This window comes from Streptomyces sp. OZ13 (genome assembly GCF_052068155.1).
Classification (GTDB): domain Bacteria; phylum Actinomycetota; class Actinomycetes; order Streptomycetales; family Streptomycetaceae; genus Streptomyces.
The window spans coordinates 63,653-76,734 of the sequence record NZ_JBQHCZ010000025.1; the positions used below are offsets into that span (position 1 = coordinate 63,653).

10 protein-coding genes and 1 pseudogene are annotated in these 13,082 nt (G+C 70.1%); 4 read left to right on the forward strand and 7 right to left on the reverse strand.

The annotated features are described in order from the left end of the window. Window positions 1-1,150: 1,150 nt before the first annotated feature. The 3 genes from ACTMTU_RS34555 to ACTMTU_RS34565 all read right to left on the reverse strand — a co-directional run bounded on the left by ACTMTU_RS34555 (window position 1,151) and on the right by ACTMTU_RS34565 (window position 3,685). Window positions 1,151-1,630 carry a MarR family winged helix-turn-helix transcriptional regulator gene (locus ACTMTU_RS34555; protein ID WP_441267376.1) on the reverse strand — a complete coding sequence of 160 codons (480 nt, stop codon included), beginning with the start codon at window positions 1,628-1,630 and terminating at the stop codon, window positions 1,151-1,153. An 11-nt stretch (window positions 1,631-1,641) separates the two neighbouring features. Next, window positions 1,642-2,703, reverse strand: a complete 1,062-nt coding sequence (locus ACTMTU_RS34560) for an alkene reductase (RefSeq protein ID WP_441267377.1) — start codon at window positions 2,701-2,703, stop codon at window positions 1,642-1,644. A gap of 76 nt (window positions 2,704-2,779) precedes the next feature. Then, window positions 2,780-3,685, reverse strand: coding sequence for an NADP-dependent oxidoreductase (locus ACTMTU_RS34565; RefSeq protein ID WP_441267378.1), 906 nt, complete (start codon window positions 3,683-3,685; stop codon window positions 2,780-2,782). 419 nt (window positions 3,686-4,104) lie between these two features. Here ACTMTU_RS34565 and ACTMTU_RS34570 point away from each other — a divergent pair, with 419 nt between their 5' ends. Continuing rightward, a complete protein-coding gene (locus tag ACTMTU_RS34570; protein WP_441267379.1) occupies window positions 4,105-4,269 on the forward strand; it encodes a hypothetical protein in 165 nt (54 codons plus the stop codon). Between the two features lie 6 nt (window positions 4,270-4,275). Next, window positions 4,276-5,127, forward strand: a pseudogene (locus tag ACTMTU_RS34575) (IS5 family transposase). A 15-nt stretch (window positions 5,128-5,142) separates the two neighbouring features. Here the strand turns inward: ACTMTU_RS34575 and ACTMTU_RS34580 are convergent. Further along, a complete protein-coding gene (locus ACTMTU_RS34580; protein WP_441267380.1) occupies window positions 5,143-5,706 on the reverse strand; it encodes a hypothetical protein in 564 nt (187 codons plus the stop codon). Between the two features lie 422 nt (window positions 5,707-6,128). Here ACTMTU_RS34580 and ACTMTU_RS34585 point away from each other — a divergent pair, with 422 nt between their 5' ends. Next, window positions 6,129-6,545: a DUF3592 domain-containing protein gene (locus tag ACTMTU_RS34585; protein ID WP_441267381.1), complete on the forward strand. Its 417-nt coding sequence runs from the start codon at window positions 6,129-6,131 to the stop codon at window positions 6,543-6,545. 48 nt (window positions 6,546-6,593) lie between these two features. On the opposite strand, the gene ACTMTU_RS34590 is transcribed toward ACTMTU_RS34585, so the two are convergent. Next, window positions 6,594-6,833 carry a hypothetical protein gene (locus tag ACTMTU_RS34590; RefSeq protein WP_441267382.1) on the reverse strand — a complete coding sequence of 80 codons (240 nt, stop codon included), beginning with the start codon at window positions 6,831-6,833 and terminating at the stop codon, window positions 6,594-6,596. A 455-nt stretch (window positions 6,834-7,288) separates the two neighbouring features. Between ACTMTU_RS34590 and ACTMTU_RS34595 the strand changes: the two genes are divergently transcribed. Beyond that, window positions 7,289-11,017 carry a S8 family serine peptidase gene (locus ACTMTU_RS34595; RefSeq protein ID WP_441267383.1) on the forward strand — a complete coding sequence of 1,243 codons (3,729 nt, stop codon included), beginning with the start codon at window positions 7,289-7,291 and terminating at the stop codon, window positions 11,015-11,017. Window positions 11,018-11,411: 394 nt separating this feature from the next. Here the strand turns inward: ACTMTU_RS34595 and ACTMTU_RS34600 are convergent, their stop codons facing one another. Next, the gene (locus ACTMTU_RS34600) at window positions 11,412-12,650 is read right to left on the reverse strand and encodes an MFS transporter (protein WP_441267384.1); all 1,239 of its coding nucleotides are present in this window, start codon (window positions 12,648-12,650) and stop codon (window positions 11,412-11,414) included. Between the two features lie 2 nt (window positions 12,651-12,652). Continuing rightward, window positions 12,653-12,874: an FAD-dependent oxidoreductase gene (locus ACTMTU_RS34605; RefSeq protein ID WP_441267385.1), complete on the reverse strand. Its 222-nt coding sequence runs from the start codon at window positions 12,872-12,874 to the stop codon at window positions 12,653-12,655. Window positions 12,875-13,082 lie beyond the last annotated feature (208 nt).

Genomic DNA, 13,082 nt, shown 5'->3' on the forward strand with positions numbered 1-13,082 from the left:
CTCGGCCGCCGCCGCCAGGCCCTTCCCATCGCCTGCGGCCCTGTGTGGCTGCAGGGATGGCCGACCGGGCCGACCGGCCTGCGCACCCAATCCCCCTGTCCCCGATCTGAGGAGCCTTTCCGTGGCCGTGATAGGCGTGCTGACCGAGCCCATCCCGCCCGGCTGGTGGAAGGTGAACCGACACAAGATCTACTTCGCCATCGGTCTGTTCTGCGGCTGACTGCTCTACCAACTTCGGGCCGCTGACCACGCCGCCGGACACCGGGCCCCGCCCCGGGCACAGCACCCCAGCACCCACCCCCGCCCGGCACCTGACCCGACCCTGCACCGCCGCCGCACGTGCCCCCGTTCACCGTCTGGCACTTGCGAGGCTGTGCGGGATGCAGGAAGTCGCCGCCGCCTGACGTTGCTCACCGGGCAGCCGGAGGACGGCGATACACACAGTTCCAGCGAGGCCTAACCGGTGCTGGACGAGATCCAGTCCTCGTTGCTTCGGTGGCCATCCAGACCCACGGCGTCGAACTCGTCCGCGCCCGGATTCTTTCGTGCGCCAAGCCTCCGCAGTGCCTGGGAGATCGGGCTGACCGCCCGAGAGAACCGCTCCTTTGCAGGCGTGTCGAGTGGTCCCAGCGCCAGCGAGCCGCCAGCCCAGACGGCGGCGCGCTGCTCCCCGACCCGAAATACTCGGCTTCCACATAGGCGATCGGTCCTGCGGAGGACCACTGGGCGAGCAGAATCTCGAAGCCCCCGGCAGCCGCCAGAACCCCAGGTCCCCTCCGCCGCTGCCGTCTGTCACCGCGTCGAAGCCCTCATCACTCATCGGCATGAGCGACAGGCCCTGGAGCCACCACTCGGGCTCCAGAAACTTCCCACGACGCGACGCGCAGCAACTCGTCTGCCGCAATCACTGCGTGCACTTCGTAACCCACCCCGCGGCCTCCCCAACCGATTGGAGCCCCATCTTGCCTGAGTCGTCGCGCACGAACCCACGTGCCTCCCAGCCCCACTCGGCTCACCGGGCTTCTTCCGACAGTCGGGGAGCCTGGCTTCGTCCAGCACGGGTCTCCGTGAGCCGAGTGCGTTGCAGCACCGTCCACTTCGCAGGAACGCCGGAAACGATTCGCCGAACCGGGGTGCAAGCCGAGGGGAGTTACTCGGACTCTGCCTGCGGAAGAGCGCGGCTGTTGATCGCGTCGGTTACGGCATAGGCGATACGGACGAAGGACTCTGCCTCCTGCGCCGACAAGTTCCGCGCGGAGGTTTCCTCCAGGGCCCGCCACATGGCTGCCAGGGGCTCGCGCATGGCACGGCCCTTGTCGGTGAGGTGGACAACCATGACGCGCCGGTCGTGTTCGGCCGGCCCGCGGACGAGCAGGCCGGCGTCCTGCATGCGGCGCAGGGATTTGGAGACGGTGGAATGGTCCAGGCCGACGCTTTCGAGAAGCTCGGACTGGGTCTGGCCGTCCCGGTCCAGGAGGTGCATCAACAGCAGTTCCTGTCCGGGATGCAGGTCCATCTCGCGGAGCATGGCCGCGGCGCGGGCCCGGTGAGCGCGAGCGAGCTGGAAGATCGCATAGCTCATCGGCCCCTCGCCGGCTGTAGTGGGGACGCGGGGTGTGGGGGCGGGCATGCTTCGGTTCCTCAGATGGTGTGGGTGGGGTAGTCGGTGTAGCCGACAACTCCGCCGCCGTAGAAGGTCGCCGGGTCGGGGGTGTTCAGCGGCGCGTCAGAGCGTAGCCGCTCGACCAGGTCCGGGTTGGCGAGCGCGAGGGCGCCGACCGAAACAAGGTCGGCCGTGCCGTTGTCGATGTCCTTGGCGCGGGTGGGCAGGTCGGTACCGGCCCGGTTGAGGATCAGCGTGGTCGGCCACAGCGCGCGCAGGGTGCCCAGCAGCTCCTCGTCGCCCGCGTGGAGGATGTGGAGGTAGGCGAGGCCGAGCGGGCTGAGGGCGCGCACGAGCGCCGGATACAGCTCGGCGGTGTCGGACTCGGCGATGTCGTTGTAGGGGTTGCCGGGGGAGATGCGCAGGCCGGTGCGCTCCGCGCCGATCTCGTCGGCCACGGCAGCGGCGACCTCGACGGCGAAGCGGATGCGGTTGTCGAGGGAACCGCCGTAGCGGTCGGCGCGCTGGTTGGTGTTGTCGGACAGGAACTGGTGCACCAGGTAGCCGTTGGCGGCGTGGATCTCCACGCCGTCGGCGCCTGCCGCGACGGCAGCCGCCGCGGCGCGGCGGAAGTCCTCGACTGTCGCCGCGACCTCCTGCGTCGACAGAGCACGGGGTGTCGGCATCTCCTGGGGCCCGGAAGCGGTGAACATCGAGCCCTTCGGCCGGATCGCCGAAGGGGCGACCGGCCGGCGCCCGTGGGGGGTGTTGTCGGGGTGGGAGATGCGGCCGGTGTGCATCAGCTGGATGACGATCCGGCCGTCGGCCGCGTGCACGGCGTCGGTGACCTTTCGCCACCCGGCGATCTGCTCGTCGTTGTGGATGCCGGGGGTGAGGAGGTAGCCCTGGCCGTCGGTGGAGGGCTGGGTTCCCTCGGTGATGATGAGCGCGTGCGAAGCCCGTTGGGCGTAGTACTCGGCGTTCAGCTCGGTCGGTACGCCTTCAGGTGTGGAGCGGTCGCGGGTCATGGGGGCCATGACCAGGCGGTGCGGCAGGGAGATGTCACCGACGGTGGTCGGTGCCCACAGGGAATTCAGCATGCGCGGTCCTTCGGTGCGGTGATGGCCAGGTGGTCATCGGGATAGCGGCGGAGTGGTGGATTTTTGGCGGGCGTGATCAGCCGAGGGTGAGGACGAGCTTGCCCCTGACATGCCCGGCGTCGCTGACCTGCTGGGCCGTGGCGGCCTGGTCGAGCGGGTAGGCGGTGACGGTGGTGACGACCTTGCCGGTCGCGGCGTCCTGCGCCAGCGCGGCCAGGCGGGCGGCCGAGCGCTCCTGGGGACCGTTGGCGAAGGTGATGCCGAGCTGGTGCGCGCGGAAGTCGGCGATGGTGACGATGCGCTCGGTGCCGCCGCGCAGGGTGATGGAGTCCTCCAGGGCTCCCTTCCCGGCCAGATCGAACACCGCGTCCACGCCGTCGGGGGCGAGTGCCCGGAGCCGCTCGACCAGGCCCTCGCCATAGAGGGTCGCGGTGGCGCCGAGCGAGGCGAGGTATTCCTGATTGGCGGAGCCGGCGGTGCCGATGACACGCGCTCCGCGGGCCATGGCGAGCTGGACCGCCAGGGTGCCGACCGCTCCGGCCGCGCCGTGCATCAGTACGGTCTCCCCGGCGGCGACGCCGAGCAGGTTCAGGACCCGCTCGGCCGTCTCGCCCGCCACCGGCAGCGCGACCGCGTGCTGCCAGTCGAGGCCGGCGGGCTTGGGGGCCACGGTGGTGGCCAGCGCGTACTGGGCGTACGAGCCGGTGTCCGACCAGCCCAGCACCTCATCGCCCACCTTCACGTCCTGCACGCCCTCACCCAGAGCGTCCACCACTCCGGCGAGCTCGTGACCGGGGACGGAGGGGAGCAGCGTGGGGAACACGGCCTCCAGCATCCCGGAGCGGATCTTGCCGTCCAGCGCGTTCAGACCGGCCGCCTTCACACGGACCCTGACCTGGCCGGGGCCGGGCTGCGGGACCTCGATGTCGGCCGCGTGCAGCACGTCCGGGCCTCCGAAACGGTCGAACAGGATGGCTTTCATGACGACTCCTCTCGTGCCACCACACACTTAGGTGGCTAGACACGTAATTAACGTAACAGCAAACATGTGGCTAGCCAAGTATTGCTCTCGCTGGACGCTCGGCAGCGTGCCCCTGATCCACCCGGACAGCACCGCAGGTCGCCGCCGGCGGCCCGCACAGACGGCGCGGGCGAAGGCCGCCGCGATGACCAAGCAGGCCTTTGACGCGCTGGAGGGCCTGGACGAGGAGTCCAGCGCGGTCGAGGTCGCCAAGAAGCTGGAAGGCCGGGTGTCGCCCGTGCTGCTGGCGCCGGCGGAGGGACTGATGGTCCAGTCGAGCGGCCTGGCCTCGCTCTCCACCGCGGTGGAGAAGTTCGGCGGCTTCGACGCCCGGTACTCCAGATCGAGAGGGCTCCGCACACCACGGCGACCACTGGGAGGTGCTGCTGCACCGCCACCTGAAGGCCGACCGGCCGGTACTGTTCGACCAGACCGACGCCATCGAGCTGAAGGCCACCAGCGAGGACTCCTCCCTGCTGGACGCCCTCGCGCACGCCAAGGCCCACCGCGCCAAGGCCGTCCTCTTTGATTGGCTGGTCAGTTGATCGGATGTGTCCGTTCGGTTAGTGATCACTGATGCGATGTGGGACCGGATTGAGCCGCTGATGCCGGCCGATCCGGTCGGCGGTGGGCCGATCACCGCCGAACCCTGGAGGCCATCGCGTGGAAGTACCGCACCTGGCCGCCCCGGCGGGACCTGCCGGACGAGCTCGGCTCGTTCCGGACCGCCCACAAACGGCTGATCAGGTGGGCCGTGGACGGCACCTGGGAACGCATCCTCGCGGCGCTCCTGACAGCAGCCGGGGATGCTGATGACATCGACCGGACCGCGTCGGTGGACTCCACCGTCTGCCGGGCCCACCAACATTCCGCCGGAGCCAGGAAAAAGGGGCTCCAGGCCGGGCCGAACCCGACGACCACGCGCTCGGACGTTCCCGCGGCGGCCTGAGCACGAAGGTCCACCTCGCCGGCGACAGCCATGCACGCCCCCTGGCCCTTCACGTCGCCGCAGGCCAGGCGGGCGATGCCCCAGCATTCGAGACCGTCATGGCTGCCATCCGTGTTCCGCGAAGCGACCCGGAAGACCGAGGACCTGACCAGATGCCGTCCTGGCGGACCGCGCGTACTCGTCCCGCGCGATCCGAAGTCACCTCCGCCGACGCGGCATCCGCTCTGTCATCCCCCGGCCCTCCGACCAGATCGGCCATCGCCAGCGGCGAGGCCGCGCCGGAGGCCGACCACCCGCCTTCGACGCCGAGACGTACAAGCAGCGCAACGCGGTCGAACGCCGCATCAACCGGCTCAAGCGGTGGCGCGGCCTGGCCATGCGAACGGACAAGCTCGCCATCGCCTACCAGGCCGCACTCCACCTCGCCGCCATCCTCATCTGGGCCCGCAGGTGACCCACGTGAGAAGCTCTAGGACTGATCGCCGAGGGCGTGTTCTTTGAGGAACGCGCCCGCGTGGGCCGCTGCTTCCTCTGCGGTCGCGTACGGCGCCCCATCGGCGGCCGTGCCGGATGCCCCATCAGCGCCTCGGCCAGTCCAGCCCCAACCACCGGAAGGCGACTGCACCAGCTCAGCAGTCCCTCCGAACAGCGCAAGCGTGCTCTTGCCCGCTGTCACGGGTGCTGGGCGGCTGACGGCATCGGGCCATTTCTTACGGGCACCCTGCCGGGTGATGCCCCAGACGGCTCCCAACTGCTCATAGCTCGCGCCGTAGGAGCCGGCGGTCACTGCCGCCCGCTCCGTGAGCCGCTTGACCTCGCCATCCACCACCTTCCACGCGGCCAGGACGGACAGCGCCACGTCGACCGGACTCGCGTCCCACATACGGTCGGCGGGCAACCCGGTCTCCCGGGAGCGGATGGCCGAAGCCAGGGGGTTCAAGGCGTCGTACAAGGCTTTGTCGAGCTCCGCCTGCTCTGCTGGGGTGATCTCCGAGGCCGTCATACGACAACCATAGTTGTCGAAAGCGTCCACGTAAACCAGAGTTTCCATACATTGCCGGTTGTCACCACATCAAAGAGACAGGCCCAAAGTGCGCGCCTTCATCCCCGACCGGGACGACAGGGGCCCGAAGGGGGATGTCTCCTTCGCCACGCAGAACCGGCAGAAGGTCATCCGCCACCGCACAACACCCGCGTGGACGTGGACTTCAGCTCGCTCGGTGCTGACGACGTGGCGGCAATGACCGACGGGAAACCAGGCCGCCCGTCCGTGGCCTCGCCGCCGGGGCCTACCAGCCGGCGCTTGTCGGCATCTTGTCTCCCCCTGATGACACAGCACGGTGTCAGGCACTGCCGGGTGCCGGGTTGACTGCGCGTCAGTGCGGCTTCACGAAACCAACGGTGTGCCAGGTCGTTGACTGACGGGCCGCGCCTGCTGTCATCTATGTTGCGGGAGTGACCTCCATAGACATCGTCGCAGGGCTGGGCGCATTGATGTGCGGTTTCGTCACCGTCGCCTGCCTCGCCAGCACGTGGGTCGGCTTTCGCCTCATGGTCCGCGGCAAGCGGATCAACGCCGAGGTGGTCGGCGTTCGTGCGGAGGCGGACACTGACGGGGATCCCCGATACTTCCTGGTAGTTGCCTTCACGCCGCCGGGGGGCTCCCGAATTGAAGCCGAATCCCTTACGGGCAAACCCCACCCGCCCGAACGACGGGGCCCCCGGCAAAAGGTCGGTGTCGTCTACGACCCGGCCCGGCCGACCAGAGTGCACGTCGATGGATACCCCAAGGTCAGCATCTTCATGGCTCTGCTGGCTGCGGCGGGCAGCGGATCACTGACCGCGATGTGCGTCAGCAGGTCGCTCTCCTGACGGCGCCAGGAGTCCCTGGAACACCTGTCGCAGCGACTTCACGCGTCGTCAGCAAATGAGCGCGCGTCCCAGGATGAGGAAGGCCTCGTGGATGTCGTCCCGGATCTCCCAGCGGATCCGCAGGCGGCGGAACCAGTACAGATGGGCGAACGCGCGCTCCACGAGCCAGCGTTGAGCGCCCAGTCCGGAGCCATGCTCGGTGCCCCGGCGAGCGACGGCCGGCTTGGCGCCGAGGTCCCGGACAAGGCGGCGGTACTTGTCGTGGTCGTAGCCGCGGTTACCGAGCACGATGTCCGGGCGGCGCCGGAGCCGACCGCGTTTCCCGCGCACCGGCGGAACCCGCTTGGAGATGCGGGATGAGCTGGGTGACGTCGTTGCCGTCGGCGGCACAGTGACGCACCGCTGGGTCCACCGTTCGGCGGCGGGGTGCCCGCCGGCGGGTCATGATGCCGCCTGCCCGCCCTGAGTCCTCGGTGCTGCGCCCGCGTTCAAGTTCGCGGCGCGCGTGGTCGCAGCGGGGCCCCGCCCGCCCCGCTCCGACTGGTGGCCGTCCTCGCCCGTCATACCGGTCTCGACATCGGTGCCGCACGACGGACACGGCCGGGGCCAGGCCGCATGGGAGGGCCGGCGCCGACAACGTCGCATACGTCTCCGAGCGGTTGGGTGGCGGGTAGCCGCCCCGGCGGCTACCCGCCACCCACAGGCCGGTTCGCGGAGATGAACGCTCCGTGAAGATCTCAGGCATGACATTCATACCCAGACGGCGGTCCGCGCTGGCCGCGACCGCCACCGCGATCGCGCTCGGTGGTGGGCTGCTGCTGCCCCAGAGCGCGGCAAATGCCGGCACGACGGGCGCGACACAAGCCCCGGCGCAGGACGGCGGCCAGTCCTACGACATCACGCTGCTCACCGGTGACATCGTGCACTACCAGGAGGTCGTCGGCGGCAACGACATCGTGACCGTCGATCGCCCCGAGGGCGCGACCGGCGGGGTGCACATCCAGCGCTACGGCGAGGACACCTACGTGCTGCCCGCGGAGGTGCTGCCGCTGCTGGCCGCCGACAGGGTCGATCGCAGGCTGTTCAACATCACCGAACTCGCCGAGATGAAGCTCGACGACAAGCACGCGGCCGGCATCCCGGTGATCGCCGCGGCTCCCAAGTCCCGCTCCGCGCAGCCGCCGGCCACCCCGAAGGGCGCCGCCAAGGTCCGTGCGCTCGAGTCGATCGACGCGACCGCCCTCAAGGCCGACAAAGACCAGGCGCGCGCTTTCTGGAACGCCGTCACCCCGGCCGCGAAGAACGCCCGGACCCTCGACGGCGGAATCGGGAAGCTGTGGCTGGACGGCCGGGTGAAGGCCGCCCTCAGCGAGTCCGTGCCGCAGGTCGGCGCACCGCAGGCCTGGGCGAAGGGCTTCGACGGCACGGGCACCAAGGTCGCCGTACTGGACAGCGGCATCGACACCGCACACCCGGACGTCAAGGACCGCATCGTCGGAACGAAGAGCTTCATCCCCGGCGAGGAAGTCACTGACGGCCACGGCCACGGCACCCACGTCGCCTCCACCGTCGTCGGCTCCGGCGCCGCCTCGGACGGTGCGAAGAAGGGTGTGGCACCGGGCGCCGACCTACTGGTGGGCAAGGTGCTCGCGGACAGCGGCTACGGGTCCGAGTCCGGCATCATCGAGGGCATGGAGTGGGCGAAGGCCCAGGGCGCCGACGTCGTGTCCATGAGCCTCGGCTCGCAGGGCGGCGACGACGGAAACTCGCCCGAGGCGCAGGCAGTCAACGCCCTCTCGGCGAACGGCGGCCCGCTCTTCGTGATCGCGGCCGGCAACTCCTCCGCTCCCGGCAGCGTAAGCTCCCCCGCGTCGGCCGCCTCGGCGTTGACCGTTGCCGCGGTCGACAAGTCCGACAGGCGCGCCTCGTTCTCCAGCCAGGGCCCGCTGGTCAACTCCTACGCTCTGAAGCCGGACATCTCCGCACCCGGAGTGGCGATCAGCGCCGCTGCCTCGCAGGCGGTGCCGGGGTGGACGGGCGGCATGTACCGGTCGATGAACGGCACCTCGATGGCCACCCCGCACGTCGCGGGCGCCGCGGCCGTCCTCAAGCAGCGCCACCCCGACTGGGACGGCCAGCGCATCAAGAACGCGCTGATGACCACCTCGAAGAAGCTGGACGCCTACAGCCCGTACTCGATGGGCACTGGCCGACTGGACGTCATCAACGCCGTCGACACCACGATCGAGGCCACCGGATCGGTGCCCGCCGCGGTCTACAAGTGGCCCTACGAGGGCGCCGCGAAGACCGAACGCACCATCACCTACCGCAACACGGGCTCCGACGACGTCACGCTGGACCTGTCGCTCGACACCGACGCCCGGGCGTACACCCTCTCGGCCTCGACCGTCACCGTCCCCGCGAACGGCTCCGCCGACGTCACGCTGACCCTCGACCCGACGGACGTCCCGTCCAACACTTCCTTCTCCGGCCAGGTCGTCGCCAGGAACGGCGACAGCGTCGCCGCCCACACCGGCTTCGCGCTGTACAAGGAGCGCGAACTCTATGACTTCACGCTGGAGTTGAAGGGACGAGACGGCAAGCCCGCCAATGGCATCGTGGCCCTCACTTTCGAGGGCAACAGCGCCCCGGCCCCGATCGCCGTCCAGGGGAAGACCACGCTGCGGGTGCCGCCGGGCACGTACACCGCCTGGACCTATCTGGATGTCGAAGGGGAGCGCCCCGACTCGCTCGGTGTGGCTTTCCTGACCGCCCCCGAGACGGTGGTCGACGGGCCGACCACGGTGACGCTCGACGCGAGCAAGGCGCGCGCGGCCGACGTACGGGCCCCGAAGGAGACCGAGGTGTCGCAGACGATCCTCGACTTCCACCGGATGTACGAGAACGGCACCGGCACCGGCGGCGTCGGCTTCGACAGCCAGTTCGTCCTGCTGCCGTACTACGACACCGTGTATCTGGGCCCGACCGAGAAGATCACCAAGGGTGAGTTCAGCTTCATGACGCGGTGGCGGCTGCGCGAGGAGTTCCTCGACGCCGAGACCGGCAGCGGGCATGAGGTGCAGTTGACCGGCCAGAACGGCACCGCGTTCAAGGACGGCAGCAGCAAGCTCGCCACCGTGTACGCCGGCAAGGGCGCCCAGGCCGACTACACAGGGATCGACGCCCGCGGCAAGGCCGTCGTCGTCGAGCGCAGCGACGAGGTCGACGCCGCGACCCGCGGCAAGAACGCCACCGCGGCCGGTGCCACCCTGCTCATCAGTGTCAACGACACCCGGGGCCGCCTGTACGAGGGCTACGGCAGCCAGGAGATCACTGTGGCCTCCGTCCGGACCGGGGACGGCGCACGGCTGATCGCCGAAGCCAAGTCGGGACGCGGCATGCTGCGGGTGGAGCAGAAGCGCTTCGCGGACTACCTGTACGACCTGGCACAGGTGTACCGGGACGCGATCCCGGACCGGTCGCTCGACTACCGTCCGTCGGACCACGACTTGGCGAAGGTCACCGCCAAGTACCACGGGCACAGGGACAGCCTGGGCGGCGGCTTCCGCTACTACATCCCCGTTCGGGAGATCGGCCGGGGCCGGGGCGTGGGCCTCGCGGAGTACGAGAAGTACCCGGGTGTGCGTACCGAGTGGGTCAGCCCGCAGCACGGTCAGAGCTTCTGGTACGAGAACCACACTGCCGACGTCGCGGACGCGATCAACCACGAGCAGCGGGGCGGGGCGGACCGCTACCGGGCCGATCGCGCCTACAACACGGAGTGGTTCGGCCCCGTGCAGCACCCGCGCTTCGGAGACGGGTACGAGAGCACCATCACCGACAACCGCGGGGTCCAGGTCAACATTCCGATGTGGTCGGACTCGGGCATGGGTCACTCGGGCATGGTGAGCGGCGACGAGTACGCGATGAGCACGATCGCCATGTACGACGGCGACAAGCTGCTCAAGCAGTCGGCGGGACGGGCGTTCAGCGTGAACCTGCCCCGGGAGACCAGGCCCTACCGCGTGGTCGCCCAGGCGACCCGTCCCGGTGACGTCTGGCGGTACTCGACGAAGGTCCGCACCGAATACGGGTTCACCCACCACCCGAACGCGGCGGACGACTACGCCCGTTACGACCTGAAGCTGCTCAACCTGCTCTTCGACGTCCCCACGGATCTGCAGGGCAACGCGGCGGCGGGCCGGGCGCTGGCCGTCGGGCTCGGGGCGGAGACCGGGGACTGGATCGCCGGTGAGCAGTTCAAGGGCGACACGGCCACGCTGTCCGTGTCGTACGACGACGGCCGGACCTGGAAGGAAGTGCCGTTGACGAAGACGGCCGACGGCCGCTGGGCGGCGAAGTTCGCCACCCCGGACACCCCCGCCTCGTTCGTCTCGCTGCGCGCGTCCGCCCAGGGCCCCGACGGCCTGAGCGTCAGCCAGGAGATCATCCGGGCGTTCGGCCTGAAGTAGCCCCGGACGGTGCACAGGAGAGCGGTCCCCCGCCCCCGCGGCGGGGGACCGCTCGCACTGTCACCGACGCGTTCGAGACGACCGTGCCCGCCTGCGGCGGCCAGCCGCACGGGCGCCGCCGGGCGCCCGGAAGGTCGACACCCAGCAGGCGTCCGACGCCTGGCAGATCTTGCCGATCATGGACACCGCCGACTCGTCCGGGCTCGCGATCGTCGGCGACGGCAAGCACTACCACCTGGGTGGTGAGCACGACGACACAATGCGCGGCCAGGCGCAAAGGGTGTACGACATCGCCACCCGGCAGTGGAGCGGGATCGCACGCACCGAGGACGCGTTCAACAAGGGCCTCGACCTTGGCCGCGGTCCAGGCGGAGGCTCCAGCCGGCAGGGAGCGTCATTCCGGGCGTGCGGTATTCCGCCGCGTCCGAAGGGGTGTGCTGCCGAAGGCTGTTATGGCTGCCACGAGTGAGAGTGCGGCGAGGAGGAGAAAGAGCGCCGGGTAGCCGCCGAGGGGCGCGGCCAGGGCGGCACCTGCGAAGGGTGCCAGGGCGGCGGCCCCGGCGGTGGGCGCGCCGAGCAGTCCGGACAGGCGGCCGTAGTGGGCGGCTCCCCACCGGTCGGTGATGGCGGTGGCCTGGAGCAGAGTGAGATTGCCGCGGACCGCGCCCGCTGCGATCGACAGCGCGACGAACAGCGCGTACGGGCCGGGGACAAGAGCGATGGCTGCGGTGGTGATGCCGCCGAGGGCGATCAGGAGCGCAGTCCGCAGGGTTGCTCCGGTGCGCCGTGCGAGGGTCGAGTAGAGGATGCGGCCGAGGGTTTGGCCGGCGCCGCCGAGTCCGAGGGCCCAGGCGGCTTCAGTGGTGGTGCAGCCGCGGTCGAGCAGGAGAGGGACGAGTGCGACGACGACGGCGTACATCGCGAAGCTGGACAGAGTGAGGGCGGCAGCCAGCATCCAGAACGGCCGGCTGCGCACAACGGCGTCGGCGTGGTGGCCGGCGCGGCCGGGTGGCGGTGGCGCCTTGGGCCAGGGGGCCCGGAGCGCGAACGCGTGGGCCGGGACGGTGATCAGGGCGAGGATGCCGGCGAGGACGGCGTAGGTAGCGCGCCAGGACAGTTCGTCGGCCAGGGCGGCGGTCAGGGGTGCGAAGACGGTGGAGGCGAGTCCGCCGGCGAGAGTGACGATGGTGAGGGCGCGGATGTGGTCGGGGGCCCACCAGCGGGTGAGGGCGGCGAAGGCGGGCTGGTAGAACGTGGTGGCCATCGCGATGCCGGCGAGCAGCCAACCGGCAGTGAAGACGACCAGGTTCGGGGCGGCGGCGACGATGAGAAGGCTGAGCACGCCGAGGACGGAGCCCGCGGTCATCACCGTGCGGGGGCCGCGGTGATCGAGAATGCGGCCGACGCGGATTCCGGCGAGTGCCGAGACGAGAAGAGCCGCGGAGAACGCGGCGGTCGTGGCGCCGGCAGACCAGCCCGTGGCAGCGGTGATCTCCGGGTTCAGCACGGGGAAGGCGTAGTAGACGATGCCCCAGCTGGTGATCTGCGTGACGCAGAGGGCGGGCAGGACTGCGCGAGGCCGCGACCCGTCCCCCGTTCCGGTCGCGGCCTGGTCGGTATGAAGGTTGGTCATCGTCAGGTCAGCAACAGCTGCCGGCGGTGACCGGTTCGCGTGCGTCGGTCACGGCGGTGGCCGGGCCGCAGCCGCACATGGCTCCACTCGCGCACCGCGGCCCCGGCGGCGTCGCCGGTTTCCAGGACGAGGGGTTCGAGGCCGCGCTCGAGGAGGTGCGCGGCGGCCGCGAGGCCGGCCGGTCCTGCTCCGACGACGACGACGGGGAGCTGGGGGGTGCTCATGGCGCTCGGTCTCCTCGGTGCGAAAGGGGTCAGCGTGCGTAGATCAGGGCGGTCAGCTGTGCATGCTGCTGATGTTGTGCCGCTCGACCCGCGCTGTCGCTGACCTCGGCGCGACTGTCGCAGAAGCTGATGCCGGCCAGGTGGCGGGCGGTGCGGCGCGCCTTGGCGGCACGGAGCGCGGCGCGGAGCGATCTCATGACAACCCCCT

Coding starts and splice junctions, on each gene's coding strand:
- ACTMTU_RS34555 (WP_441267376.1), bottom strand. CDS start 1,630: ATGCCCGCCCCCACACCCCGCGTCCCCACTACAGCCGGCGAGGGGCCG.
- ACTMTU_RS34560 (WP_441267377.1), bottom strand. CDS start 2,703: ATGCTGAATTCCCTGTGGGCACCGACCACCGTCGGTGACATCTCCCTG.
- ACTMTU_RS34565 (WP_441267378.1), bottom strand. CDS start 3,685: ATGAAAGCCATCCTGTTCGACCGTTTCGGAGGCCCGGACGTGCTGCAC.
- ACTMTU_RS34595 (WP_441267383.1), top strand. CDS start 7,289: ATGACATTCATACCCAGACGGCGGTCCGCGCTGGCCGCGACCGCCACC.
- ACTMTU_RS34600 (WP_441267384.1), bottom strand. CDS start 12,650: ATGACCAACCTTCATACCGACCAGGCCGCGACCGGAACGGGGGACGGG.
- ACTMTU_RS34605 (WP_441267385.1), bottom strand. CDS start 12,874: ATGAGCACCCCCCAGCTCCCCGTCGTCGTCGTCGGAGCAGGACCGGCC.